The sequence below is a fragment of the Streptomyces sp. S.PNR 29 genome, from assembly GCF_030386795.1.
Lineage (GTDB): Bacteria > Actinomycetota > Actinomycetes > Streptomycetales > Streptomycetaceae > Streptomyces.
Genome location: NZ_JANUQM010000003.1, coordinates 250,854 through 275,523 on the forward strand (window position 1 = coordinate 250,854; position 24,670 = coordinate 275,523).

Here is a 24,670-nt window from a genome sequence, read left to right on the forward strand (position 1 = left end):
GATCAGTCCACCGTCACGTAGTCGGGGCCGGAGTAGCGGCCGGTGGCCAGCTTCTGGCGCTGCATCAGCAGGTCGTTCAGGAGCGAGGAGGCACCGAAGCGGAACCAGTGGTTGTCCAGCCAGTCCTCGCCGACGGTCTCGTTGACCAGGACGAGGAACTTGACGGCGTCCTTGCTGGTGCGGATGCCGCCGGCGGGCTTCACGCCGACCTGGACGCCGGTCTGGGCGCGGAAGTCGCGTACGGCCTCCAGCATGAGGAGGGTGTTCGCGGGCGTCGCGTTGACGGCGACCTTGCCGGTGGACGTCTTGATGAAGTCCGCCCCGGCCAGCATGCCGAGCCAGCTGGCGCGGCGGATGTTGTCGTACGTCGACAGCTCGCCGGTCTCGAAGATGACCTTCAGCCGGGCGCTCGTCCCGCAGGCCTCCTTCACGGCGGTGATCTCGTCGTACACCTTCAGGTACCGGCCGGCGAGGAACGCCCCGCGGTCGATGACCATGTCGATCTCGTCGGCGCCCGCGGCCACGGCCTCGCGGACGTCGGCCAGCTTGACGGCGATCGGGGCGCGGCCCGCCGGGAAGGCGGTGGCGACCGAGGCGACCTTCACCGGGGAACCGGCGACGGCCTCCTTGGCGGCGGCCACCATGTCGGGGTAGACGCAGACCGCGGCCGTGGCGGGGGTGGTGCGGTCGGTCGGGTCGGGGTGGACCGCCTTCGCGCCGAGCGCCCGGACCTTGCCCGGGGTGTCCGCGCCTTCCAGCGTCGTCAGATCGACCATCGAGATGGCGAGGTCGATCGCGTACGCCTTCGCGGTCGTCTTGATGGAACGGGTGCCGAGGGAAGCGGCGCGCGCTTCCAGGCCGACCGCGTCGACGCCGGGCAGCCCGTGGAGGAAGCGGCGCAGCGTGCTGTCGGACGCGGTGACATCCGTGAGTCCGTGAGCTGCGGTGGGTGCAGTGCTGGGCATGGTCACCAGCCGAGCATATCTACGCGCGTAGCTGCTGTACAGCCCCCGTGGTCGGCTGCAACGGGGGACGCCGCGGAGAGGGGCGCCGGGGGCGTCGGGCACAATCGGCAGCATGACGACCCCGGAGCATCAGTCACCAGCGCCGCAGCCGCCGGAGCCCGAGTCCGAGGACCGGGTCCACCGCTCGTCCGCGGGCATCGCCGGCGGTGTCCTGCTGCTCGCCATCATCGGCTGGCTCGGCATCGACGCGGTGATCTCCGGCCGGGGGCGCACGCCGTGGCTGGCGCTCGCCACGCTGCTCCTCGTCGTGCCGCTGGTCGTCGCCTTCACCCTGCGGCCCGCCGTCTTCGCGGGCGACGACCGGCTGCGCGTCCGCAATCCCTTCCGCGTCATCGTGCTGCCCTGGGGGCAGATCGCCGCGCTGCGCTCCGGCTACTCGAACGAGGTCCTCGCCCAGTCCGGCAAGAAGTACCAGCTGTGGGCCATTCCCGTCTCTTTGCGCGCCCGTAAGAAGGCGGCGCGGCGGGAGGCGCGGGCGGCGGCGGAGGGGGTTTCGGGCGGAGCCGGCGCGGGCGGGCCGGGCAGCCGGGCCGGAGGGCTGGGGCTGGGCGGCGGAGCAGCGCGCCGGGGTTCCGTGACGGACGGGCCGGTGCGGGCGGAGACCGACCAGATCATGGACGACCTGCGTCAGCTCCTGGAGGCGCGGGGGACGGCGGAGGCCGCGCAGGGCGAGGTGAGCGTGCGGTGGGCGTACGAGGTCGTGGGGCCGGCGGTGGCGGGGTTGGTGCTGTTGGTGATTCTGCTGACCGTGGGCTGAGCTCGTTCGCCGGCGTGGTCGGCATGGTCGTGGTGGTCGGTGGCCGCGCAGGTTCGATGCCCCGGCTGCGGTGCTGTGGCGTGTCGGCGGCGGCCTTTGCGGTGCGGTTTGCTGGCGACGGCGGGGGCCGCACGGGTCGGTGAGGCGCCGTAGCGCCGGGCCCGTGCGGCCCGGTGTTCAGATGCCGGCCGCTGTCGACAGGTCCCGCTTGAGTGCTTCCAGCAGCTCGGTCGCCCGTGCGCGGGCCGCGGGCAGGTCGGCGTGGGTGGTGACCGGGACGACCACCTCCAGGTAGCACTTCAGCTTCGGCTCCGTGCCGCTGGGGCGGACGATCACGCGGGCGCCGTCGAGGGTGTAGCGCAGGCCGTCGGTGGGCGGGAGGCTGTCGGTGCCCCGGGTGAGATCCTCCGAGCGGGTGATGGGCAGGCCCGCGAGGTGGGTCGGGGGCCGCTCCCGCAGGCGGCGCATGGCGTTCGCGATGACCGACAGGTCCTGGACGCGGACCGAGAGCTGGTCGGTGGCGTGCAGTCCGTGCTCCACGGCGAGGTCGTCGAGGAGGTCGAGGAGAGTGCGGTTCTGCTCCTTGAGCTCGGAGGCGAGTTCGGTGATGAGGAGGGCTGCTGTGATGCCGTCCTTGTCGCGAACGCCGTCGGGGTCGACGCAGTAACCGAGGGCCTCCTCGTAGCCGTAGCGCAGGCCCTCCGCACGGGCGATCCACTTGAAGCCGGTGAGGGTTTCGGCGTGGGGGAGGTTCGCCTTCTCGGCGATGCGGCCGAGGAGGGAGGAGGAGACGATCGACTCCGCGAAGGTTCCCCGGACGCCGCGGGTGACGAGGTGCGCGGCGAGGAGGGCGCCCACCTCGTCGCCGCGGAGCATGCGCCAGCCACTGGTGTCCTGCACGGCCACGGCGCAGCGGTCGGCGTCCGGGTCGTTGGCGATGACCAGGTCGGGGCCGGTCTCGCGCGCCTTCGCGAAGGCGAGGTCCATCGCGCCGGGCTCTTCCGGGTTGGGGAAGGCGACGGTGGGGAAGTCCGGGTCGGGGTCGGCCTGCTCGGTGACGAGGGCGGGTGCCGGGAAGCCGGCGCGGGCGAAGGCGGCGAGGAGGACGTCCTTGCCGACGCCGTGCATCGCCGTGTAGACGGTGCGGGCGGTGCGGGGGGAGGTGGGGGAGAGGACGGCGTCGGTGCGGGCCAGGTAGGCGTCGAGGACGCTGTCGTCGAGGGTTTCCCAGCCGGTGGTGGGGCGGGGGACGGTGGTGAGGGTGGTGATCGCGTCGATCTCGGCGGCGATGCCGGTGTCGGCGGGCGGGACGATCTGGGAGCCGTCGCCCAGGTAGACCTTGTAGCCGTTGTCGCGGGGCGGGTTGTGGCTGGCGGTGACCTCCACGCCGGCGACCGCGCCGAGGTGCCTGATGGCGAAGGCGAGCACAGGGGTGGGGAGGGGGCGGGGGAGGACGGCCGCACGGAGGCCGGCGCCCGTCATGACGGCGGCGGTGTCGCGGGCGAAGTCGGCGGACTTGTGGCGGGCGTCGTAGCCGATGACGACCAGGCCGTCGGTGTGGTTCTGCTTCTTCAGGTACGCGGCGAGGCCGGCGGCGGCGCGGATGACGACGGAGCGGTTCATGCGCATGGGGCCGGCGCCGAGTTCGCCGCGGAGGCCCGCGGTGCCGAACTGGAGGGTGCCGCTGAAGCGTGCGGTGAGCTCGGCGTGGTCCTCGGCGTCGATGAGCTTGGCGAGTTCGTCACGGGTTTCCGTGTCGGGGTCCTCGGCCAGCCACGCCTTGGCCCGGGCGATGAGGTCGTCGTGCACGTCGGGTCAGCCTCTCGTTGTTCGTTCGTCCGTGCGTCAGGTACCCCGTGTGGGGTGGGGTGTCTGCGGATGCCGGATGCCGGATGCCGGATGCCGGATGCCGGATGCCGGATGCCGGATGCCGGATGCCTGCGGCGGCCTGTGCGGGTGGGTGGGGGTGCGCGTTGCGCCGCGGGTGGGGGTGGGTCGGGGCCACGCCGGGGGGCCGTCCTCGGTCCGGCGGCTCTGTCGCCTGCGGATGCGCCGGTGACGGACGCCGGCCGCTGCGGGCGGACACCCCCCGACGCGGCCTTCTCACCGTGGGTGGGGATGCGCGTGGGTGGGGGTGCGGGCGGTCCCGTCGTGCTCGCTTGGCGGCGAGCAGCGGTGCTCGCCGCCGGACACGCACCCGATGCCGGGCCACGCCACCGGCCCCCGGCTTGCCTACAGCCGGCCCAGGACCTGCGCCAGCAGCGAGCCCATCCGCGTGGCGGAGTCGCGGCCCGCCTGGAGGACCTCCTCGTGGTTGAGGGGCTCGCCCGTCATGCCGGCGGCGAGGTTGGTGACGAGGGAGATGCCCAGCACCTCGGCCCCCGCCTCGCGCGCGGCGATCGCCTCCAGGACCGTCGACATGCCCACCAGGTCCGCCCCGATGACGCGGGCCATACGGATCTCGGCCGGCGTCTCGTAGTGCGGGCCGGGGAACTGTGCGTAGACGCCCTCCTCCAGGGTGGGGTCGATCTCCTTGCACAGGGCGCGCAGCCGGGGGGAGTAGAGGTCCGTCAGGTCGACGAAGTTCGCGCCGACGATCGGGGACGTGGCGGTCAGGTTGATGTGGTCGCTGATCAGGACCGGCTGGCCGGGGCGCATGCCCTCGCGCAGGCCGCCGCAGCCGTTGGTCAGGACGACGGTCTTGCTGCCGGCGGCGACGGCCGTACGGACGCCGTGGGCGACGGCGGCCACCCCGTGGCCCTCGTAGTAGTGCGTACGGCCGAGGAAGACGAGCGCGCGCTTGTCACCGATGCGGTACGAGCGGATCTTGCCGCCGTGGCCCGCGACCGCCGGCTGGGGGAACCCGGGCAGCTCGGTGACCTGGAGCTCGGCCTCGGGGGCGCCGAGGGCGTCCACGGCCGGTGCCCAGCCGGAGCCCATCACCAGGGCGACGTCGTGGGTCTCGGCACCCGTGAGCTCGCGCAGACGCGCGGCGGCGGCGTCGGCGGCGGCGTAGGGGTCGCCCTGGATGTCGTCCGGAAGAAGAGATGCGTTCACGCGGATGAGAGTAGCCGGTCTCGGCCTACGCGCGTAGATGAAGGAGTCGACGGGATGGCGATCGTTGTCTTGTTGTTTCCGGCGAGAGGCGTGCGGGGCCGTCAGCAGGGGCGCTTGCGCAGTTCCATCACATAGTCGTGCGGCGCCCCGGCCGACTCCGCGGCGTCGGCGATCTCGCCCAGGTAACGGGCGGAGGGCAGGCCGCCCTCGTAGGCGTTGAGGACGTAGGCCCAGGCCTGCTCCTCGCCGTCCAGGGTGTGCACGCGGACCCGCATCCGGCGGTAGACGTCGAGGCCGACACCCACCCAACGGTCCAGCGAGTCCTCGTCCATCGGGGCGATGTCGTACAGGGCCACGAACACCTGGGAGACCGGGTCCTCCACGATCGTCGGGAGCGCGCCCTCCCAGCCCAGGTCCTCGCCTCCGAAGGTCAGCCGCCACCCGTTCAGCCAGCCGGTGGCGCGCAGCGGCGAGTGCGGGGCGCGGCGGGTCATCAGCCGCGCGTCGAGGTTGCCGGCGTACGCGGCGTAGAGCGACATGGGGAGAGGGTACGGCAGGTGTCCGGGCGTCACTCGGGTAACGGCGGGGCCACGGCCCGGCCCCCGAGGCGGCCTCGCGTCGGGGCGTGCGGGACAATGGAGTACGTGACTCGGATCGTGATCATCGGTGGCGGACCCGGCGGATACGAAGCGGCGCTGGTGGCCGCGCAACTCGGTGCGGAGGTGACCGTCGTCGATTGCGACGGTCTGGGCGGGGCGTCGGTGCTGACCGACTGTGTGCCGTCGAAGACCCTGATCGCTACGGCCGAGGTGATGACCACCTTCGATTCGTCGTACGAAGAGCTGGGGATCATCGTCGCCGACGACACCCCGCCGATGGAGCAGGCCGCCCGGGTGGTGGGGGTGGACCTGGGGAAGGTCAACCGCCGTGTGAAGCGGCTCGCTCTCGCCCAGTCGCACGACATCACCGCCGCCGTCACGCGTGCGGGTGCGCGTGTCCTGCGGGGCCGGGGGCGGCTTGAGGGCATGCAGGCGCTCGACGGGTCGCGGAAGGTCGTGGTGCGGGCCGCGGACGGGAGCGAGGAGACGCTCACCGCGGACGCCGTTCTCATCGCGACCGGTGGGCATCCGCGTGAGCTGCCCGATGCCCGGCCCGACGGTGAGCGGATCCTGAACTGGACCCAGGTGTACGACCTGACCGAGCTGCCCGATGAGCTCATCGTGGTCGGTTCGGGTGTGACCGGCGCCGAGTTCGCCGGTGCCTACCAGGCCCTGGGGTCGAAGGTGACGCTCGTGTCGTCGCGGGACCGCGTGCTGCCGGGCGAGGACCCGGATGCCGCGGCCGTGCTGGAGGAGGTCTTCCGGCGCCGTGGCATGAACGTCATGGCGCGGTCGCGGGCGCAGTCCGCGAAGCGGGCCGGGGACCGGGTGGAGGTGACGCTGGCCGACGGTCGGGTCATCACCGGGTCGCACTGCCTGATGGCCGTCGGCGCCATCCCGAACACCGAGGGCATGGGCCTTGAGGAGGCCGGGGTCAAGCTGAAGGAGTCCGGGCACATCTGGACCGACAAGGTGTCGCGGACGACCGCCCCGGGCGTGTACGCCGCCGGTGACGTGACCGGGGTGTTCGCCCTCGCGTCGGTGGCCGCCATGCAGGGACGTATCGCCATGTACCACTTCCTGGGCGATGCCGTCGCGCCGCTGAACCTGAAGACCGTGTCGTCGAACGTGTTCACCGATCCCGAGATCGCCACCGTCGGCTACACCCAGGCCGACGTCGACGCCGGCAAGATCGACGCCCGGGTCGTCAAGCTGCCGCTGCTGCGCAACCCGCGCGCCAAGATGCAGGGCATCCGGGACGGCTTCGTGAAGATCTTCTGCCGCCCGGGCACCGGCATAGTCGTGGGCGGGGTCGTCGTGGCGCCGCGTGCCTCCGAACTGATTCATCCCATCTCGATCGCCGTCGACAACAATCTGACGGTCGAACAGATCGCGAACGCGTTCACCGTGTACCCCTCCCTTTCGGGCTCGATCGCCGAGGTCGCGCGGCAGTTGCACACCCGCAAGGAGACGGGCGAGGGCTGACGGCAGAGCGACTCCCCGCTGGTCACGGGGAGTCGCCGACCATGCGGGCGGCATAGTCGACCGAAGTGGGGCTCTATACCACTTGCTGCCCTACCTTGCGAACAACTTCTGTTATTCGGCGCAAACTGCTGAAACCAGACGGTCGTTGGGGTTACTGTCAGTTTCGTGTTCGCTGCAGAACGTCGCCAATTGATCCTCGAAATGGTGCGAGCGAACGGAGCCGTGTCGCTCCGTGAGCTCGCCCGCGTCGTCCAGACCTCCGAAGTGACCGTACGGCGGGACGTGCGCGCGCTGGAGGCAGAAGGACTCCTCGACCGCCGGCACGGCGGTGCGGTACTGCCGGGCGGGTTCACGCGGGAGTCCGGCTTTCCGCAGAAGTCACATCTCGCGACCGCCGAGAAGACGGCCATCGCCGACCTCGCCGCGGGCCTCGTCGAAGAGGGCGAGGCCATCGTGGTCGGGGCGGGGACCACCACCCAGGAGCTGGCGCGTCGGCTCGCCCGGGTGCCGGGGCTGACCGTCGTCACCAACTCCCTGCTGGTGGCCCAGGCGCTGGCCCACGCCAACCGGGTGGAGGTCGTGATGACCGGCGGCACCCTGCGCGGGTCCAACTACGCCCTGGTCGGCAGCGGTGCCGAGCAGTCCCTCCAGGGGCTGCGGGTGTCCCGGGCCTTCCTCTCCGGGAGCGGGCTGACCGCGGAGCGCGGGCTGTCCACGTCCAACATGCTGTCCGCCTCCGTCGACCGGGCCCTGGTGCAGGCCGCCGCCGAGGTCGTCGTCCTCGCCGACCACACCAAGCTCGGCACGGACACGATGTTCCAGACCGTGCCGACGGATCTCATCACCCGCCTCGTGACGGACGAGCCGCCCGCCCACGACGACCGCGCGGCCACCGAGCTCCAGGCCCTCGCCGACCAGGGCGTACAGATCGCCGTGGCCGGCGCTCCGGGCGGATCGGCGGCCTCGGGGGGTGACGGTCCCCCGGCCCGCCAGCAGCGCCGGGACCTGCCGCTCCCCGGCCCACGCCGCCAGGTCCCCGGCGCGGGGGGAGGGTTACGGACGGCCGCGGCCCTGGGCGAGCAGGCCTCCGGCCCGGAACGGGCGCGGGTGGCGGATCTGCGGCGGCGCTGAGAGCGACGGGCCGGAACCGACCGGGCTGGTGCCGTGACTGCGTGCCTGCGGACGACGTCGTGTCCGAGGTCGCCCGAACGCGGCCGGCCGCGGGCCGCGCGCACGGTGCCGTGTGCTCTCGCCGCGCCGGCGGCCGGCCGGCCGCGGTGTCGGCCGTGAGCCGGACAGCGCGCTGCCGGGCGTGTCGGCCACCTCCGGCGACAGCGAGGGCGTCGTCCGCAAGAGTGACGGGCATCAGACACCCACTCAGGTCAACGGTGCGGGCCGAGGGGTGACGGACGTTGCGCGCGGTCCCCATCGGCACCGGCCGGGTGCTGGATCCGGGCTGCCCGGGTCACCGTCCCGGGGGACGGGAAACGAAGCGCCCGGCGGTACCGACTGCTCGGTCCGCCGGGCGCTTCGCCGTATGCGCTCGCGTCAGTCCTTGATCTCGCAGATCGCGGCGCCCGACGTGACGGACGCGCCGATCTCGGCGCTCAGGCCCTTGATGGTGCCGGACTTGTGCGCGTTGAGGGGCTGCTCCATCTTCATCGCCTCCAGGACGACGATCAGATCGCCCTCCTTGACCTCCTGGCCCTCCTCGACGGCGATCTTGACGATCGTGCCCTGCATCGGGGAGGCGAGGGTGTCACCGGAAGCCACCGGGCCGGACTTCTTCGCCGCCCGGCGCTTGGGCTTGGCGCCAGCCGCGAGGCCCGTACGGGCCAGGGACATGCCCAGCGAGGTCGGCAGGGAGACCTCCAGGCGCTTGCCGCCGACCTCGACGACGACCGTCTCGCGGCCCGGCTCCTCCTCCGCCTCGGCGTCGGCGGGTGCGGCGAAGGGCTTGATCTCGTTGACGAACTCGGTCTCGATCCAGCGGGTGTGGACCGTGAACGGACCGTCCTGGTCGTGGACTTCGGGGGCGAAGGCGGGGTCCCTCACCACCGCGCGGTGGAACGGGATCGCCGTGGCCATGCCCTCGACCTGGAACTCCTCCAGTGCGCGGGCGGCCCGCTGCAGGGCCTCCTTGCGGGTGCGGCCGGTGACGATCAGCTTGGCCAGCAGGGAGTCCCAGGCCGGGCCGATGACCGAGCCGGACTCCACGCCCGCGTCCAGACGCACGCCGGGGCCGGACGGCGGGTCGAACCGGGTGACCGTGCCGGGCGCCGGGAGGAAGTTACGGCCCGGGTCCTCGCCGTTGATGCGGAACTCGAAGGAGTGGCCGCGCAGCGCCGGGTCGTCGTAGCCGAGTTCCTCACCGTCGGCGATGCGGAACATCTCCCGGACGAGGTCGATGCCGGCGACCTCCTCGGTGACCGGGTGCTCCACCTGGAGGCGGGTGTTCACCTCCAGGAAGGAGATCGTGCCGTCGTTGCCGACCAGGAACTCCACGGTGCCGGCGCCGACGTAGCCGGCCTCCTTCAGGATCGCCTTCGAGGCGCGGTACAGCTCGGCGACCTGCTCCTCCGTCAGGAACGGCGCGGGGGCCTCCTCCACCAGCTTCTGGTGCCGCCGCTGGAGGGAGCAGTCACGCGTCGACACGACGACCACGTTGCCGTGCTGGTCCGCCAGGCACTGGGTCTCCACGTGCCGGGGCCTGTCCAGGTAGCGCTCGACGAAGCACTCGCCGCGCCCGAAGGCGGCCACGGCCTCACGCACCGCGGAGTCGTACAGCTCGGGAACCTCGTCGAGGGTGCGGGCGACCTTGAGGCCGCGTCCGCCGCCGCCGAAGGCCGCCTTGATGGCGATCGGCAGACCGTGCTCCTCGGCGAAGGCCACGACCTCCTCCGCGCCGCTCACCGGATCGGGCGTACCCGCCACGAGGGGAGCGCCGGCGCGCTGGGCGATATGGCGGGCGGCGACCTTGTCGCCCAGGTCGCGGATGGCCTGCGGGGGCGGGCCGATCCAGATCAGGCCCGCGTCCAGCACCGCCTGCGCGAACTCCGCGTTCTCGGAGAGGAAGCCGTAGCCGGGGTGGATCGCGTCCGCGCCGGACTCGCGCGCGGCCTTCAGGACCTTCTCGATGTCCAGATAACTGGTGCCGGGGGTGTCACCACCCAGGGCGAACGCCTCATCCGCGGCGCGGACATGCAGAGCGTCCCGATCCGGGTCGGCGTAGACGGCCACGCTCGCGATCCCGGCGTCCCGGCAGGCCCGGGCAACGCGGACAGCGATTTCGCCACGGTTGGCGATGAGCACCTTGCGCACGATTGAGGCTCCCTCCTTGAAACAAGCCGAGTTTAGGGACTGCCGACACGCCACTTCGACCCGTCCTCAATGGTGAGCTTGCCCACACGGAGCGTGATTCGAGGCTCGCTCGACCCGCGAAATCCCTTGTCGCACCGCACTACGCAGGACTCCTCCCGGCAACCCTAGCCGTCTCCTGTGGTCAAGGTCTCTGTCATCACGTGCTGCGGGCCACTTGGTTTCTTTGTCGAGTCCCTACGAATGGCCCAATGGTTCTTTGCCCGTCGCTGAACCCTTGTCCCCGGGTTTACCGGTTAGTAGCGTTCGCGATGTCTCGAACGTACTGGGGGTAACGGCTCCCCGTACGGAACTCCCCCGTACGGAGCTCCCCCGTACGGAGCTCGCCCGTACGGGCAGTGGACGGAAGTGGGTGGGACCGGTGGTGCGCAGACCGGTGGCGTCAGTCCTCGCAGTCGTGCTCTTCGCCGAGGCGCTCGGCATCGCGGCGCTGAACTGGTTCCTGGGCGTCGTGGTCGACCGGCAGGACATGTCGCTGGCCGGCCTCGACCCGCACATGATGGCGACGTCCTCGAAGATCGGCGGTGTGGTCTTCGGCCTCTACTTCGCGCTGTGCGGCCTGGTCGCGCTGCTGGTCGCCCTGCGCAACCGCGCGCCCGCCGGCCTCGGCCGCGTCCTGCTGATCAGCGCGGCCGTGGTGCACGGGCTGCTCGGCGCCTTCAGCTGGGGACTGGTGGGCCCGTCCGCGTTCCTGTACATGGTGCTGGTGCTCGGGCTGATCGTGCTGCTGCTGATGACATACGACCGTCCGGCGGAGCCCGCCGGCCCCGCGCCCGAGGGCGGCGGGGACGACGGCTCCCCGGTCACCTCTCCGCCGGCGCCCACAACTGGGTGATCCGGACGCCCAGTTCGGCGAGCAGCCGCCGCACCAGCGGCAGGCTGATGCCGATGACGTTGCCGTGATCGCCGTCGATGCCGTCGATGAACGGGGCCGAGCGGCCGTCGAGCGTGAAGGCGCCGGCGACGTGGAGGGGCTCGCCGGAGGCGACGTAGGCGGCGATCTCCTCGTCGGTGGGCTCGCCGAAGCGGACCACGGTGGAGGCGGTGGCGGAGGCATAGCGGCCGCTGAGGGTGTCGTACACGCAGTGTCCGGTCTGGAGCGTGCCGGTCCGGCCGCGCATCGCCTTCCAGCGGGCGGTGGCCTCCTCGGCGTCGGCGGGCTTGCCGAGGGCCTGGCCGTCCAGATCGAGCACCGAGTCGCAGCCGATCACGATCGCGCCCTTGACCTCGGGCTTCGCGGCCACGACGGAGGCCTTCGCCTCGGCGAGGGCGAGCGCGAGCTCGGCGGGAGTGGGGGCGGTGACGGCCTCCTCGTCGACACCGCTCACGATCACCTCGGGGGCGAGTCCGGCCTGGCGGAGCAGTCCCAGCCGGGCGGGGGACTGGGAGGCGAGGACGAGTCGGCGGCGCGGCTGATCTGTCATGCGATCAGCGTATCGGCGCCTCGGTGAGGGTTCACCTCACCCCGATCACAATCATCGCCAGCACCATGGCCAGCGCCATGAGAACACCCAGCCGCCGCAACATGCCCTGCATCTCGCGCAGTTCCTTCGGCGGCTCGTTCTCGGGGTCGGACCACAGCATGCCCTCCATGGTCCGGCGGCGGGGCGGGCCGGCGCCTGAGTACGCGTACTCAACTTCTCCGACCCGCGCCGTACCGGGCCCGGCCACATCCAGGGCAACGGCTGTCCGGCTTTCGTTGCCTCGATTCAAGGCCGTCGCAGCGGGTGAGCCTTGAGCGTCCAGGTGCCCGCAGGTACGGAATGCATCCACAGGTAGCCGGGCCCACCGATGCGGACGGTCCCCCGCGAGGCACCCGTCACCTCCACGTCCAGCGGTTCACCGCTCTCGAACGCATGGTGCCCGAACCGCAAGCCGCTCCCACGGTCGGCGCACTCGTACCGCATCTCCAGCGGTCCGCCCTCCCATACGAAGAGCTGGGTGCCGTGGCCGACGACGGCGGCCGGCAGGGGCGGCACGTCCTCGGGGAGCATCCGGTCGAGTTGCCAGCGGGCCACGCCGTTCTGCCCGGCCTTGTGCACCTCAAGGTGCGTGTACCGGCCGGGCAGCACGAACGGATGCCATGAACGCCCCCACGTGTGGAAAAGGGCGGCATCCGACCACCGCTCCTGCGGCGTGTCGACCCAGGGTGTCGCGCTGTAGGCGGTGATGGGGCCCCGCGACCGCAATGTCAACAGCGCCGGTTTCCCGGGCGGGCGGGGAATCGCCAGGATGCGCCTCTTCCAGCCGCCCACCGGAAACACCTGCGTCGTCACGCCCCGCCCCCCTGCGCCCTAGCCCGGCCAGAACGTGCGCGACCACGCCGTCGGCCCCGGCTGGGGCAGGCGGTGGGCGGCGATGCGGGACGGGTCGGACCAGGAGTCGCGGGGGCCGGGCGCGCCGGGCGGCGTGGTGGCCACCGCCGCGGCGCGCGCCCGGACCACCGCCAGGGCGGCGGCCAGCTCCTCCGGTGTCGGGTTGCCCCGTACGACCTTGATCGTCATATCGGCTCCCAGCAGGTCTAGAGGGGGATGTTGCCGTGCTTCTTCGGAGGCAGGGATTCCCGCTTGGTGCGCAGCTGACGCAGGCCGCGTACGACGTGCCGGCGGGTGTCGGACGGCATGATCACGGCGTCGACGTAGCCGCGCTCGGCCGCCACGTAGGGGTTGAGGAGCGCGTCCTCGTACTCCTGCATCAGCCGGGCCCGGACCGCCTCCAGGTCCTCCCCGGCGGCCTCGGCCTGCGCGAGGGTGCGGCGGTGCAGGATGTTGACCGCGCCCTGGGCGCCCATGACGGCGATCTGGGCGGTCGGCCAGGCGAGGTTGAGGTCGGCTCCCAGGTGCTTGGAGCCCATGACGTCGTAGGCGCCGCCGAAGGCCTTGCGGGTGATGACCGTGATCAGCGGAACCGTGGCTTCCGCGTAGGCGTAGATCAGCTTGGCGCCGCGGCGGATGATGCCGTCGTGCTCCTGGTCGACGCCCGGCAGGAAGCCGGGGACGTCCACGAAGGTGATGACCGGGACGTTGAAGGCGTCGCAGGTCCGCACGAAGCGGGCCGCCTTCTCGCTGGCCTTGATGTCGAGGCAGCCGGCGAGCTGTGTCGGCTGGTTGGCGACGATGCCGACCGGGTGGCCCGCGACGCGCCCGAACCCGGTGAGGATGTTCGGCGAGTACAGCGGCTGGGTCTCGAAGAACTCGGCGTCGTCCAGGACGTGCTCGATCACCGTGTGCATGTCGTACGGCTGGTTCGCGCTGTCCGGGACGATCGTGTCCAGCTCGCGGTCCTCGTCGGTGACGGCGAGGTCCGCCTCCTCCGGGAAGGCCGGGGCCTCGCTGAGGTTGTTGGACGGCAGGTACGACAGCAACTGCTTGATGTACTCGATGGCGTCCTTCTCGTCCCCGGCCATGTGGTGGGCCACACCCGAGGTCGAGTTGTGCGTGCGGGCGCCGCCCAGCTCCTCGAAGCCGACGTCCTCGCCGGTGACCGTCTTGATGACGTCCGGGCCGGTGATGAACATGTGCGAGGTCTGGTCGACCATGACGGTGAAGTCGGTGATCGCGGGGGAGTAGACCGCGCCGCCCGCGCAGGGGCCCACGATCAGCGAGATCTGCGGGATGACACCGCTCGCGTGGGTGTTGCGGCGGAAGATCTCGCCGTACGCGCCCAGGGAGGCCACGCCCTCCTGGATGCGGGCGCCGCCGGAGTCGTTGATGCCGATGACCGGGCAGCCGGTCTTCAGCGCGAAGTCCATGACCTTGACGATCTTCTGCCCGTAGACCTCGCCGAGGGCCCCGCCGAAGACGGTGAAGTCCTGCGAGAACACGGCGACCGGGCGGCCGTCGACGGTTCCGTATCCGGTGACGACCCCGTCGCCGTACGGGCGGTTCTTCTCCAGACCGAAGTTGGTGGAGCGGTGCCGCGCGAACTCGTCCAGCTCGACGAAGGAACCCTCGTCCAGCAGCAGATCGATGCGCTCACGGGCGGTCAGCTTGCCCTTGGCGTGCTGCTTTTCCACAGCGCGTTCGGAGCCGGCGTGCGTCGCTTCCTCGATGCGGCGCTGGAGATCCGCGAGCTTGCCCGCGGTCGTATGGATGTCGATCTCTTGACGCTCTTCCGGCTCGGACATCGGGATGCGGCTCCCTGCCTGCTCAAAAGGGGGGACGGTTACTCATCCGTAGCGTAGTGGGGTGCCCACCGGTCGGCAGTGCGGCGTTTACCACACCTAGGGTGGCTTGCATGACGCCGCGAGATGCATCAGACGACAGCAGCCGTTGGTCCGATCTGGACCGCCCTCCCCTCAATGCTGCCGCCCTGCGGCGCGGGCTGGTACGGGACGGCGGGCTGTGGTCGGAGGTGGACCTGGTCCAGCGCACCGGCTCCACCAACTCCGACCTCGTCGCCCGGGCCGCTCAGGGCAGGGCGGCCGAGGGCGCCGTCCTCGTCGCCGAGGAGCAGACCTCCGGGCGGGGCCGCCTGGACCGCCAATGGACGGCACCGGCCCGCTCGGGCCTGTTCTTCTCCGTCCTGCTGAACCCGGCCGAGGTGCCGGTGGCCCGCTGGGGCTGGCTGCCGCTGCTCACCGGGGTCGCGGTGGCGACGGGACTGTCGCGGGCGGCGGGCGTCGACACGGCACTCAAGTGGCCCAACGACCTCCTCGTGACCGTCGGGGGCGAGGAGCGCAAGGCCGGCGGCATCCTGGCGGAGCGGGCCGGGGACGACGGCGTGGTCGTCGGCGTCGGTATCAACGTCACTCTGCGGGAGCAGGAGCTGCCGGTGCCACAGGCCGGGTCGCTGGCGCTGGCCGGGGCGGTGACCACGGACCGGGATCCGCTGCTGCGGGCCGTACTGCGCTCGCTGGAGGACTGGTACGGCCGGTGGCGTGCCGCCGGCGGTGATCCGGCGGTCAGCGGGCTGCAGGAGACCTACGCGGCCGGGTGCGCGACGCTCGGGCGGACGGTGCGGGCCGAGCTGCCGGGGGAGCGGTCGGTCGTCGGGGAGGCCGTGGCGGTGGACGGGGACGGACGGCTCGTGCTGGCGACGGACGAGGGGGTACAGGAGCCGGTGGGGGCGGGGGACATCGTGCACGTGCGCCCGGCCTGACGGGCGGGGCGGGTGTCTCCCGCCCACGTAGGCGGGGTGCCGCCGCTCGGGAGTGAGCCGGGCCACACCTGCCGTAGAGTTGAGGCCGGTCGATACCTGACCGCAGCAGATCGGAAGGGCAGCAGGCGTGACCGTCGACGACACGGGCTCCGGCGCGGACGCGGACGGCGGCGTGGATCCTCCCTCGCTCTCGGCTTCGCCCGAGCAGGGGGACCCCCAGCCCGCCGACGCCGGCGAGGACAACCCGCTCGCCCTGCGCCTCGAACACCTCATCCTGGGCGCGGAGCGGCGGTACACCCCCTTTCAGGCGGCCCGAAGCGCCGGCGTCACCATGGACCTGGCCACCCGCTTCTGGCGGGCCATGGGCTTCGCCGACGTCGGCCAGGCCAAGGCGCTGACCGAGGCCGACGTGCTCGCCCTGCGGCGGCTCGCCGGTCTGGTCGAGTCGGGCCTGCTGAGCGAGGCCATGGCCGTGCAGGTGGCGCGGTCCACCGGGCAGACCACCGCCCGTCTGGCCGAGTGGCAGATCGACTCCTTCCTGGAGGGCCTGACCGAACCTCCCGAGCCGGGCATGACCCGCACCGAGGTGACGTACCCCATCGTCGAGCTGCTGCTGCCCGAACTGGAGGAGTTCCTCGTCTATGTCTGGCGGCGCCAGCTCGCCGCCTCGGCCGGGCGGGTCGTGCAGGCCGCCGACGACGAGGAGATGGTCGACCGGCGCCTCGCGGTCGGCTTCGCGGACCTGGTCGGATTCACCCGGCTGACCCGTCGCATGGAGGAGGAGGAACTCGGTGAGCTCGTCGAGGCCTTCGAGACCACGGCCGCCGACCTGGTGGCCGCGAACGGCGGACGGCTGATCAAGACGCTCGGCGACGAGGTGCTGTACGCCGCCGACGACGCGGGCACGGCCGCCGAGATCGCCCTGCGCCTGATAGAGACGATGGCGCACGACGAGACGATGCCGGAGCTGCGCGTCGGCATGGCGTTCGGCACGGTGACCACCCGGATGGGTGATGTCTTCGGTACGACCGTGAACCTGGCCTCCCGGCTCACCTCGATAGCGCCGAAGGACGCCGTTCTCGTCGACAGCGCCTTCGCGGAGGAGCTGATCCGCACGCAGGACGCCCCGGCCTCCGAGGCGGAGGCGGCCGAAGAGGCGGCCGCGGCGGAGAAGGAGGGCAAGGAGCCGCCGACGTACCGTTTTGCGCTCCAGCCGATGTGGCAGCGGCCGGTGCGCGGCCTCGGCGTGGTCGAGCCGTGGCTGCTCACGCGCCGGGGCGGAGTGGCGTAGGGACTGCTGCGAGAGTCCCGCCTGCCCCGCGATGCCCGGCCACGTGCTCTCGCCGCGCCGGGCACAAGCCCAGGACGCCCAGTACGAGGGCCTGCACCTGGCACGCCGGGAGCGCGCTCCCCCACCCTCGAACGACATCCGCGACAGGCCCTGCCGCGTCAGCCGCGCTCGGCCGGTGGGTCCACGCACAGGCCGATGACCGGCACGCACAGGGCGGACTTGTCCGGCTTCGGGGCCGGGACGGCCGGTGTGGTCCGGCTCGATGCCGGGGTGGGCTCGGGACGTGGGGCGCCGTGCGTCGGGCGGGGTGGTCGGGGTGCGGTGGTGGCGGGCGCGGGGGCGTTCGGCGCGTCCGTGCTCTTCGCGGCAGGGGGTGTCCGTGGGGCGGTGGGTGCGGACCTGGAGGCGGCCGGGGTCCGGTCCGGAGCCGCGGTCAGGTCGCCCAGCGCGGAGGTCGAGGACGGGCTCACCGCGGGGACGGCGGCGGCGAGGGTGGCGGCGGTTCCGGTCGCCGGGTCCGCTCCGCCGGTGTCCAGGTCCGGGCGGGGTTCGGCCTCGGTGGCGCCGACGTCGTGGACGTCCGTGTCGGGCACCAGGCGTACGAGGCTCAGGGCGCCCGCGGCCAGGACGAGGCCGCCGGCGGCGAGCAGCGCCCTGCGGGTGCGGGGCTTGCGGTGACGGCCCCGGACGCGGGGGCGGAAGCGGCCGGCTCCGGTGCCGTCGACGTGGCTCCCGGCCTCCCGCTGCGGCTGCGCCCACGTGTCCGTCGTCGTCATCACGATCCCCTTCCGATGCGCACGCGCCCCCGATACGCCGTGGCGGAGCGCACGCTATGCGCTCCCCGGTCGGTGGGGGCGGGAGTCGCAGGGATGTCACTCGAACGGGTAAGCGGGGGGTGGAACGGGAACCCCGCGTGCGCCCTTTCCTCGCCCCGGCCGGGCTGCGATGATCGGGACGACTGTTGTTAACCCGCGTTAACGGGGAGGGTGTCATGAGCGAGGAGCGGTTCGGGGAGTTCGTCCTGGTGCGGCGGCCCGGGGAGGGGCATGTCGCGGAGCTGGTCCTCGACCGGCCCAAGGCCATGAACGCCGTGTCGAGCGGGATGGCCCGGTCCATCGCCGGGGCGTGCGCGGCGCTGGCCGAGGACAGAGGCGTACGGGTGGTGGTGGTGACCTCGACCCATGAGCGGGCGTTCTGCGTCGGGGCCGACCTGAAGGAGCGGAACTCCCTGACGGACGCGGAACTGCTGCGGCAGCGGCCGGTGTCGCGCGGGGCGTACACCGGGGTGCTGGAGCTGCCGATGCCGACGATCGCCGCGGTGCACGGGTTCGCGCTGGGGGGCGGGTTCGAGCTGGCGCTGTCCTGCGACGTGATCGTGGCCGACCGTACGGCCGTGGTGGGGTTGCCCGAGGTGTCGGTGGGTGTGATCCCGGGCGGGGGCGGCACACAGCTGCTGCCGCGGCGGGTGGGGGCGGCGCGGGCGGCCGAGCTGATCTTCACCGCGCGGCGGGTGGAGGCCGTGGAGGCGCGGGAGCTGGGGCTCGTCGACCACCTCGTGGACGAGGGCCGGGACCGCGAGGAGGCCCTCGCCCTCGCCTCCCGCATCGCCGCCAATTCCCCCGTCGGCGTGCGCGCCGCCAAGCGTGCGCTGCGCCTCGGACACGGGCTGGACCTGCGAGCCGGGCTGGAGGTCGAGGACGCGGCATGGCGCACGGTGGCGTTCTCGGGGGACCGGGCGGAGGGGGTGGCGGCGTTCAACGAGAAGCGGAAGCCCGAGTGGCCGGGGGAGTGACGGGGGCGGTGGCCTGAGAGCCCGGTGCGAGGGGGTGCCTCGCTGGGAGACCGAGGACGAGGCCGTTCAGGCCGGTGGGACCCGGCGGCGTAGCCCCCGGGGCGCGCACCCCCACTCAGCCGCAGCCAATGTCCCGGTTCGCTCCGAACATCCCTAGCCTGGAGTGATGGGTGAGGACACACGGCTCGCCGCGGTCGTCGCGCTGGCGCAGGGTATGGCCGCCGCGCACGGCTCGCGCGAGGCGTGGCGCGCGGCGGCGACGGGCGCGTGCCGCGCGCTCGGCGGCAGCTTCGCCGCGCTGTCGGTGTGGGAGCGCGAGCTCGGCCGGCTGCGGGTCCTGGTGAACGTGGGGGACCGCGTCCCCGGCGAGGAGGAGTTCCCCGACGACGAGTCCTACCCCGTCCACCAGTTCGCCGAGATCACCGAGTTCCTGCACGAGCAGTGGGCCGGCGGCGGCGAGCCCGGCGCCTGGGTCGAGACCGCGGAGGGGCCCGCGGCGGGCCGCCCCGGCTACGTCCACCAGCGGGTCGCCGCCCTGCGCCGCCGTGGCCGGGGGTGCTGCGTGGTCGCGCCCCTCGTACTGCACGGCCGCGCCTGGGGGGAGCTGTATGTCGCCCGTCCGGTCGGCGCCCCCGTCTTCGGGCGGGCCGACGCCGACTTCGCCACCGTCCTGGCCTCCGTGGTCGCCGCCGGCATCGCCCAGACCGAGCGGCTGGAGGAGGCCCGGCGGCTGGCGTACACCGATCCGCTCACCGGTCTCGCCAACCGCCGCGCCGTCGACGTACGCCTGGAGGAGGCCGTCGAGCGGCACCGCAGGGACGGTGTCGCCGTCAGCCTCGTCGTCTGCGACCTCAACGGGCTCAAGCGGGTCAACGACACCCACGGGCACGCCGTCGGCGACCGGCTCCTGGAGCGTTTCGGGTCCGTGCTGTCGCTGTGCGGGGCGATGGTGCCGGGCGCGCTGGTGGCCCGTCTCGGCGGCGACGAGTTCTGCCTGCTCGCGGTCGGGCCGAGCGCCGACGAGGTGGTCGGGGCGGCCGGCGAACTCTGCCGCCGGGCCGCCGAGTTGGAGCTCGGCGACGGGGTGGCCTGCGGCGTCGCGTCCACCGCGGACCCCATCGGTCCGGTCGAGGACGCCCGCCGGCTGTTCCGGCTCGCGGACGCCGCCCAGTACCGCGCCAAGGCGGACCGGGCGACCAGGCCGGTCGTCGCCGGCCGCGCGGGGCCCGACGACCCGGTCGTACGGCTCGCGGACGAACCGTCCCGGAGGGCGAACGGCGAGCGCCGCCGGTTCCGGGGACGCCATTCGCCCCCGTGAGCCGGCCGGTAAGGGGTGAACCCACCCCCCAGTGGTGACATCATCGAATTCACTGCGTACGCTCCTGAATATGGATATGCACACTGTGGTGGTGGGGACCTCCGGGGTCACCGCGTCCGACGTCCTCGCCGTGGCGCGCGGCGGCGCCCGGGTCGAGCTCTCCGAGGAGGCGGTCGCGGCCCTCGCCGCGGCCCGCGAGATCGTGGACGCGCTGGCGGCCAAGCCCGACCCCGTCTACGGCGTCTCCACCGGCTTCGGCGCCCTGGCCACCCGGCACATCAGCCAGGACCTGCGCACCCAGCTGCAGCGCAACATCGTCCGCTCGCACGCCGCCGGGATGGGGCCGCGGGTCGAGCGTGAGGTGGTGCGCGCGCTGATGTTCCTGCGGCTGAAGACCGTCTGCTCCGGGCACACCGGCGTCCGGCCCGAGGTCGCGCGGACCATGGCCGCCGTCCTCAACGCCGGCATCACCCCGGTCGTGCACGAGTTCGGCTCCCTCGGCTGTTCCGGCGACCTCGCCCCGCTGTCCCACTGCGCCCTCACCCTCATGGGGGAGGGGGAGGCGGAGGGCCCGGACGGAACGATCCGCCCCGCCGCCGAACTCCTCGCCGCGCACGGCATCCGGCCCGTCGAACTGCGCGAGAAGGAGGGCCTCGCCCTCCTCAACGGCACCGACGGCATGCTCGGCATGCTGATCATGGCCCTGGCCGACCTGGACACCCTCTACAAGTCCGCCGACGTCACGGCCGCCCTCAGCCTCGAAGCCCTCCTCGGCACCGACAAGGTCCTCGCCCCCGAGCTGCACGCCATCCGCCCCCACCCGGGGCAGGCCGCCAGCGCCGCCAACATGCTCGCCGTCCTCAAGGGCTCGGGCCTCACCGGCCACCACCAGGACGACGCGCCCCGCGTCCAGGACGCCTACTCGGTGCGCTGCGCCCCCCAGGTGGCGGGCGCCGGCCGGGACACCATGGCCCACGCCCGGCTGGTCGCCGAGCGCGAGCTGGCGTCGGCGGTCGACAACCCCGTGGTCCTCCCCGACGGGCGGGTGGAGTCCAACGGCAACTTCCACGGCGCCCCGGTGGCGTACGTCCTGGACTTCCTCGCCGTCGCCGTCGCCGACCTCGGCTCCATCGCCGAGCGCCGCACCGACCGGCTGCTCGACAAGAACCGCAGCCACGGCCTGCCGCCCTTCCTGGCCGACGACGCGGGAGTCGACTCGGGGCTGATGATCGCCCAGTACACGCAGGCCGCGCTGGTGAGCGAGCTGAAGCGGCTGGCCGTACCGGCGTCCGCGGACTCGATCCCGTCCTCCGCGATGCAGGAGGACCACGTGTCGATGGGCTGGTCGGCGGCGCGCAAGCTGCGCACGGCCGTCGACGATCTGACACGCGTGATCGCCGTCGAGCTGTACGCCGCCACCCGCGCCGTCCAGCTGCGCGAGGGCCTGACCCCCGCGCCCGCGACGCAGGCGGTCATCGAGGCCGTACGGGCGGCCGGGGTCGAAGGCCCGGGCCCGGACCGGTTCCTGGCGCCCGACCTCGCCGCGGCGGAGGCGTTCGTGCGTGACGGGCGGCTGCTCGCGGCGGTGGAGGCGGTCACCGGGCCGCTGCGGTAGCCGTTGGCAGGGTGTGTTGCTGTGTGGCGGGGCCCGGGTGCCCGTGGTGCGGGCGGCTGCTTGCGGCGGTGGAGGCGGTCACCGGGCCGCTCGCGGTGAAAGACGCGGGGCCCTGCCGCGCGGCAGGGCCCCGGAGGATCACTTGAGCTTGGCGGCCTGGGCGTCGATCACCGGGGCCGGGACGGTGTAGTCCTTGCCGGTCATCATCGCGCCGAGGTTCATCGTGTAGTACGTCGCGACGGTGTTCCCGTGCCGTACCACCTGGGCGTGCACGGCGGACTGGCCGCCCGTGCCCTCCATCTCGCCGCTCGCGGCGAACGCCACCGACTCGTCGCCGGTCCCCTGGGCCTTCTCGGCGGTGACCTTGGTGAACTTCTGCTCGTCGTCGCCCGACCCGGCGGTGAAGCCGCCCGAGCAGCCCTCGATCGCGTCGGAGACGGTCTTCATCGTCTTCTCGGCGCCGTCACCCTCGTACGAGGAGAGCGAGACGACCGTGACGGCCGCGCTCATCGACTCGTTGAGCGCGTCCTCGATCTCGTCCTCGCTGAGGTCCCCGAGGGACTTGGAGGCGGCGTCGGTGGGCTTCTTCTCCTCGGAGGCCATCGTGTTGGTCTCCGCCACCGCGTCGCCCGGCGCGAGTCCGCTGAAGACGTAGACGAGCGGCTTGCACTGCTCGTCGCCCTTGATGGCGCTCTTGGAGGCCGGGTACGTGCTGGGGACGGCCTTGACCGTGTACCCGTCGACATCGCCCTGGGCGATGATCAGCTTCTTCAGCTCGGCCGCGCCGAGTACTTTCGCGGCCTGGGTGGGCGAGGAGGACCCGTCGGATCCCTTGGCTTCGTCCGACTCCCCGCCGCACCCCGTGATGAGGGCGAGCGACAAGGCGCCCACGACTGTCGTGGCGCCTATGCGCGCGCCCGATGATCTGTTCATGGGCGGACTATGAAGCGCGCACCAAACAAACGTCAAGTGGAGTTAAAAACCGAGACGTTCCCGGCGAATCGAATAGGCCACGAATCCGGCACCCAGCGTGAGGAAAACGGTGCCGCCGAGGACGTACGGGGTGGTGTCGAAGCTGCCGGTGTCGGCGAGCCGGGTCTCGCTCCCGGATGCGGCCGCCTGCGCCGACGCGACCCTGGCCTGCGTCATGACCTGCGGCGACGGGTTCGCCGAGGGCGCTGTTCTCGCCGGGCCGTCCGCGGTCGCGTTCGCGGACGGGACGAACCACAGAGCGCACAGCAGGGTGGCTGCGGCGGTGGCGGTCAGCAACGGACGGCGGGCGGAGGACACGGAATATCGAACCCCTTGTGGCGCTGGCTAATTGGCCGTGTGGGGCGATGTTAGTGAAAGGTGCGGGTCACAGGAAAGTCACGGGCGCATCTGGCCGTACTCTCCGGGCATGAGCACTCCAGAGACATCACGGTTTGTACGCCTTCGCGTGGAACTCATCCTCGAAGTGGGGGACGAGCAGGCGGTGACCGGAGCCGCGCTGCGGCGCATCGCGGACGAGGCGGCCGACCCCCGTGTACCCGCCGCGGAGCGGGTACACGCCGAGAGCGCTGTGACGGAAGACACCGCTGAGGCCCTCGCCTACCTCGTGGACCCTTTCGACCTGGTCAGCGGGGTGCCGGGGGTCGAACTCCAGCAGGCCTCCTGGAGCAGCGAGCAGATCGACTACGACGCGGATTCGCCGGACTGGGGCCTTGACGAGGATGATGTCGACGAGGATGACGAAGAAGAGGCGGCCGGCTGACGCCCTCGGGGAAATCGTGGCCCCGGGCGGCAACCGCCGACCGGGGTTTCGTCGTCTCAGGGGGCGCACTGACCGAACTCGCACCACCCGCCTCGGTCGGCGGACGTGGTGTGCCCCACACGTGCAAGGAATGTGGAACGGGACGAACCGGTCGTAGCGTTGGAAGTTCTTGGCGGGGGCTCTGCAGGTCCTCGACGGGGGACTCTCGGGGTCTTTCGGGAATCGGCAACGATGGAGAAGCGTGTGATGACGAACAGTAGGCGGCGCAAGGGCCTCGCGGCCGCGTCCGCGCTGCTCGGCGGTGTGCTGGTGCTCTCGGGCTGTTCCGGCGGTGACGACACCTCCGGCAAGGGCGACGGCAACTCGCAGGCCAACGTCGACGAGGCGGCGGCCAAGAAGACGTCCGAGGCCCAGATCAAGATCACGCCCAAGGACGGCTCGGACAACGCCTCCATCAACAACTCCGCCGCCGTGACCGTGACCAAGGGCACCCTGACGGAGGTCACGATGAAGACCTCCGACGGAACCGCGGTGAGCGGCGAGATATCCGCTGACAAGAAGAGCTGGAAGCCCAGCGTCCAGCTGGAGCGCGCCACCACCTACAAGCTGACCGCGACCGCGAAGGACTCCGAAGGCCGCGAGGCCCACGAGAACGCCTCCTTCACCACGGTCTCCCCGGCCAACAGCTTCATCGGCACCTTCACCCCGGACGACGGCACCACCGTCGGCGTCGGCATGCCCGTGTCGATCAACTTCGACAAGGCGATCACCAACAAGGCCGCCGTCCAGAAGGGCATCACGGTCAGCACCACCAGTGGTCAGGAGGTCGCCTGCCACTGGTTCAACGCCAACCGCATGGACTGCCGCCCGGAGGAGTACTGGAAGGAGGGCTCGACCGTCACCCTGAAGCTGGCGCTCGACGGGGTCGAGGGCGCCGAGGGCGTCTACGGCGTCCAGCAGAAGACGGTCACCTTCAAGATCGGCCGCAACCAGGTCACCTACGTCGACGCGAAGACCAAGCAGATGAAGGTCACGCAGGACGGCAAGGTGGTCAAGACCATCCCGATCTCCGCCGGTTCGCCCGACAACAAGACGTACGAAGGCCAGATGGTGATCTCCGAGAAGTTCAAGGAGACCCGGATGAACGGCGCGACGGTCGGCTTCACCGACGACGACGGCAAGGGCGAGTACGACATCAAGGACGTGCCGCACGCCATGCGCCTGACCAGCTCCGGCACCTTCATCCACGGCAACTACTGGGGTGCCCCGTCCGTCTTCGGCAACGTCAACACCAGCCACGGCTGCGTCGGCCTGCAGGACAAGAAGGGCGCCAACGACCCGAACACGCCGGGCGCGTGGTTCTACAACAACTCGCTCATCGGTGACGTGGTCGTCGTCCAGAACACCGGCGACAAGACGGTCTCGCCGGACAACGGCCTCAACGGCTGGAACATGAGCTGGGCCGAATGGAAGGCCGGTTCTCAGGCCTGACGCCGAGCC

At 72.0% G+C, this 24,670-nt stretch carries 24 protein-coding genes; 11 read left to right on the forward strand and 13 right to left on the reverse strand.

Going from position 1 to position 24,670, the window contains the following annotated elements:
* Positions 1-2: 2 nt before the first annotated feature.
* Positions 3-965, reverse strand: a complete 963-nt coding sequence (deoC, locus tag NW895_RS09985; protein WP_289935030.1) for a deoxyribose-phosphate aldolase — start codon at positions 963-965, stop codon at positions 3-5.
* Between the two features lie 112 nt (positions 966-1,077).
* Here deoC and NW895_RS09990 point away from each other — a divergent pair, with 112 nt between their 5' ends.
* Positions 1,078-1,782: a PH domain-containing protein gene (locus tag NW895_RS09990; protein ID WP_289935031.1), complete on the forward strand. Its 705-nt coding sequence runs from the start codon at positions 1,078-1,080 to the stop codon at positions 1,780-1,782.
* 177 nt (positions 1,783-1,959) lie between these two features.
* On the opposite strand, the gene NW895_RS09995 is transcribed toward NW895_RS09990, so the two are convergent.
* The 3 genes from NW895_RS09995 to NW895_RS10005 all read right to left on the reverse strand — a co-directional run bounded on the left by NW895_RS09995 (position 1,960) and on the right by NW895_RS10005 (position 5,378).
* A complete protein-coding gene (locus NW895_RS09995) occupies positions 1,960-3,591 on the reverse strand; it encodes a phospho-sugar mutase (RefSeq protein ID WP_289935032.1) in 1,632 nt (543 codons plus the stop codon).
* Positions 3,592-4,014: 423 nt separating this feature from the next.
* Positions 4,015-4,839, reverse strand: a complete 825-nt coding sequence (locus tag NW895_RS10000) for a purine-nucleoside phosphorylase (RefSeq protein WP_289935033.1) — start codon at positions 4,837-4,839, stop codon at positions 4,015-4,017.
* Positions 4,840-4,940: 101 nt separating this feature from the next.
* Positions 4,941-5,378: a gamma-glutamylcyclotransferase gene (locus tag NW895_RS10005; RefSeq protein WP_289935034.1), complete on the reverse strand. Its 438-nt coding sequence runs from the start codon at positions 5,376-5,378 to the stop codon at positions 4,941-4,943.
* Between the two features lie 96 nt (positions 5,379-5,474).
* On the opposite strand from NW895_RS10005, the gene NW895_RS10010 reads away from it, so the two are divergent.
* Positions 5,475-6,923, forward strand: coding sequence for an NAD(P)H-quinone dehydrogenase (locus tag NW895_RS10010; protein ID WP_289935035.1), 1,449 nt, complete (start codon positions 5,475-5,477; stop codon positions 6,921-6,923).
* A gap of 165 nt (positions 6,924-7,088) precedes the next feature.
* On the forward strand, positions 7,089-8,054 hold the full coding sequence (locus NW895_RS10015; RefSeq protein ID WP_289935036.1) for a DeoR/GlpR family DNA-binding transcription regulator: 966 nt from the start codon (positions 7,089-7,091) through the stop codon (positions 8,052-8,054).
* Positions 8,055-8,471: 417 nt separating this feature from the next.
* Here NW895_RS10015 and NW895_RS10020 read toward each other — a convergent pair whose 3' ends face one another.
* The gene (locus tag NW895_RS10020; protein WP_289935037.1) at positions 8,472-10,244 is read right to left on the reverse strand and encodes a biotin carboxylase N-terminal domain-containing protein; all 1,773 of its coding nucleotides are present in this window, start codon (positions 10,242-10,244) and stop codon (positions 8,472-8,474) included.
* A 433-nt stretch (positions 10,245-10,677) separates the two neighbouring features.
* Between NW895_RS10020 and NW895_RS10025 the strand changes: the two genes are divergently transcribed.
* On the forward strand, positions 10,678-11,136 hold the full coding sequence (locus NW895_RS10025) for a hypothetical protein (RefSeq protein ID WP_289935038.1): 459 nt from the start codon (positions 10,678-10,680) through the stop codon (positions 11,134-11,136).
* Here the strand turns inward: NW895_RS10025 and NW895_RS10030 are convergent.
* From NW895_RS10030 to NW895_RS10050, 5 genes are all read right to left on the reverse strand, one after another.
* Positions 11,105-11,725: a nucleoside triphosphate pyrophosphatase gene (locus NW895_RS10030; RefSeq protein ID WP_289935039.1), complete on the reverse strand. Its 621-nt coding sequence runs from the start codon at positions 11,723-11,725 to the stop codon at positions 11,105-11,107. The two genes, NW895_RS10025 and NW895_RS10030, sit on opposite strands and share 32 nt — an antisense overlap.
* A 31-nt stretch (positions 11,726-11,756) precedes the next feature.
* Positions 11,757-11,885: a hypothetical protein gene (locus NW895_RS10035; RefSeq protein WP_289935040.1), complete on the reverse strand. Its 129-nt coding sequence runs from the start codon at positions 11,883-11,885 to the stop codon at positions 11,757-11,759.
* A 125-nt stretch (positions 11,886-12,010) separates the two neighbouring features.
* Positions 12,011-12,577 carry a hypothetical protein gene (locus NW895_RS10040; protein ID WP_289935041.1) on the reverse strand — a complete coding sequence of 189 codons (567 nt, stop codon included), beginning with the start codon at positions 12,575-12,577 and terminating at the stop codon, positions 12,011-12,013.
* Positions 12,578-12,595: 18 nt separating this feature from the next.
* Positions 12,596-12,805, reverse strand: a complete 210-nt coding sequence (locus NW895_RS10045) for an acyl-CoA carboxylase epsilon subunit (protein WP_289935042.1) — start codon at positions 12,803-12,805, stop codon at positions 12,596-12,598.
* 17 nt (positions 12,806-12,822) lie between these two features.
* The gene (locus NW895_RS10050; protein WP_289935043.1) at positions 12,823-14,427 is read right to left on the reverse strand and encodes an acyl-CoA carboxylase subunit beta; all 1,605 of its coding nucleotides are present in this window, start codon (positions 14,425-14,427) and stop codon (positions 12,823-12,825) included.
* Between the two features lie 110 nt (positions 14,428-14,537).
* Between NW895_RS10050 and NW895_RS10055 the strand changes: the two genes are divergently transcribed.
* Both NW895_RS10055 and NW895_RS10060 read left to right on the forward strand, forming a co-directional pair.
* Complete coding sequence (locus NW895_RS10055; RefSeq protein WP_289935044.1) at positions 14,538-15,401, forward strand: biotin--[acetyl-CoA-carboxylase] ligase; 864 nt, start codon at positions 14,538-14,540, stop codon at positions 15,399-15,401.
* Positions 15,402-15,528: 127 nt separating this feature from the next.
* Positions 15,529-16,692, forward strand: coding sequence for an adenylate/guanylate cyclase domain-containing protein (locus NW895_RS10060; RefSeq protein WP_289935045.1), 1,164 nt, complete (start codon positions 15,529-15,531; stop codon positions 16,690-16,692).
* 158 nt (positions 16,693-16,850) lie between these two features.
* Here the strand turns inward: NW895_RS10060 and NW895_RS10065 are convergent, their stop codons facing one another.
* On the reverse strand, positions 16,851-17,468 hold the full coding sequence (locus NW895_RS10065) for a hypothetical protein (protein ID WP_289935046.1): 618 nt from the start codon (positions 17,466-17,468) through the stop codon (positions 16,851-16,853).
* A 215-nt stretch (positions 17,469-17,683) separates the two neighbouring features.
* On the opposite strand from NW895_RS10065, the gene NW895_RS10070 reads away from it, so the two are divergent.
* From NW895_RS10070 to hutH, 3 genes are all read left to right on the forward strand, one after another.
* On the forward strand, positions 17,684-18,484 hold the full coding sequence (locus NW895_RS10070) for an enoyl-CoA hydratase-related protein (RefSeq protein ID WP_289935047.1): 801 nt from the start codon (positions 17,684-17,686) through the stop codon (positions 18,482-18,484).
* Between the two features lie 166 nt (positions 18,485-18,650).
* A complete protein-coding gene (locus NW895_RS10075; protein WP_289935048.1) occupies positions 18,651-19,802 on the forward strand; it encodes a sensor domain-containing diguanylate cyclase in 1,152 nt (383 codons plus the stop codon).
* A gap of 76 nt (positions 19,803-19,878) precedes the next feature.
* Positions 19,879-21,417: a histidine ammonia-lyase gene (hutH, locus tag NW895_RS10080; RefSeq protein WP_289935510.1), complete on the forward strand. Its 1,539-nt coding sequence runs from the start codon at positions 19,879-19,881 to the stop codon at positions 21,415-21,417.
* Between the two features lie 138 nt (positions 21,418-21,555).
* On the opposite strand, the gene NW895_RS10085 is transcribed toward hutH, so the two are convergent.
* Complete coding sequence (locus NW895_RS10085) at positions 21,556-22,350, reverse strand: hypothetical protein (RefSeq protein ID WP_289935049.1); 795 nt, start codon at positions 22,348-22,350, stop codon at positions 21,556-21,558.
* 42 nt (positions 22,351-22,392) lie between these two features.
* Positions 22,393-22,707 (reverse strand): LPXTG cell wall anchor domain-containing protein, encoded by a 315-nt coding sequence (locus tag NW895_RS10090; protein ID WP_289935050.1) that lies wholly within the window; start codon positions 22,705-22,707, stop codon positions 22,393-22,395.
* 109 nt (positions 22,708-22,816) lie between these two features.
* Between NW895_RS10090 and NW895_RS10095 the strand changes: the two genes are divergently transcribed.
* Positions 22,817-23,170 (forward strand): hypothetical protein, encoded by a 354-nt coding sequence (locus tag NW895_RS10095; RefSeq protein WP_289935051.1) that lies wholly within the window; start codon positions 22,817-22,819, stop codon positions 23,168-23,170.
* Positions 23,171-23,416: 246 nt separating this feature from the next.
* Positions 23,417-24,661, forward strand: coding sequence for an Ig-like domain-containing protein (locus tag NW895_RS10100; protein ID WP_289935052.1), 1,245 nt, complete (start codon positions 23,417-23,419; stop codon positions 24,659-24,661).
* Positions 24,662-24,670: the final 9 nt, after the last annotated feature.

Coding starts and splice junctions, on each gene's coding strand:
- deoC (WP_289935030.1), bottom strand. CDS start 965: ATGCCCAGCACTGCACCCACCGCAGCTCACGGACTCACGGATGTCACC.
- NW895_RS09990 (WP_289935031.1), top strand. CDS start 1,078: ATGACGACCCCGGAGCATCAGTCACCAGCGCCGCAGCCGCCGGAGCCC.
- NW895_RS10005 (WP_289935034.1), bottom strand. CDS start 5,378: ATGTCGCTCTACGCCGCGTACGCCGGCAACCTCGACGCGCGGCTGATG.
- NW895_RS10010 (WP_289935035.1), top strand. CDS start 5,475: ATGGAGTACGTGACTCGGATCGTGATCATCGGTGGCGGACCCGGCGGA.
- NW895_RS10030 (WP_289935039.1), bottom strand. CDS start 11,725: ATGACAGATCAGCCGCGCCGCCGACTCGTCCTCGCCTCCCAGTCCCCC.
- NW895_RS10035 (WP_289935040.1), bottom strand. CDS start 11,885: ATGCTGTGGTCCGACCCCGAGAACGAGCCGCCGAAGGAACTGCGCGAG.
- NW895_RS10045 (WP_289935042.1), bottom strand. CDS start 12,805: ATGACGATCAAGGTCGTACGGGGCAACCCGACACCGGAGGAGCTGGCC.
- NW895_RS10050 (WP_289935043.1), bottom strand. CDS start 14,427: ATGTCCGAGCCGGAAGAGCGTCAAGAGATCGACATCCATACGACCGCG.
- NW895_RS10055 (WP_289935044.1), top strand. CDS start 14,538: ATGACGCCGCGAGATGCATCAGACGACAGCAGCCGTTGGTCCGATCTG.
- NW895_RS10065 (WP_289935046.1), bottom strand. CDS start 17,468: ATGACGACGACGGACACGTGGGCGCAGCCGCAGCGGGAGGCCGGGAGC.
- NW895_RS10070 (WP_289935047.1), top strand. CDS start 17,684: ATGAGCGAGGAGCGGTTCGGGGAGTTCGTCCTGGTGCGGCGGCCCGGG.
- NW895_RS10075 (WP_289935048.1), top strand. CDS start 18,651: ATGGGTGAGGACACACGGCTCGCCGCGGTCGTCGCGCTGGCGCAGGGT.
- hutH (WP_289935510.1), top strand. CDS start 19,879: ATGCACACTGTGGTGGTGGGGACCTCCGGGGTCACCGCGTCCGACGTC.
- NW895_RS10085 (WP_289935049.1), bottom strand. CDS start 22,350: ATGAACAGATCATCGGGCGCGCGCATAGGCGCCACGACAGTCGTGGGC.
- NW895_RS10095 (WP_289935051.1), top strand. CDS start 22,817: ATGAGCACTCCAGAGACATCACGGTTTGTACGCCTTCGCGTGGAACTC.
- NW895_RS10100 (WP_289935052.1), top strand. CDS start 23,417: ATGACGAACAGTAGGCGGCGCAAGGGCCTCGCGGCCGCGTCCGCGCTG.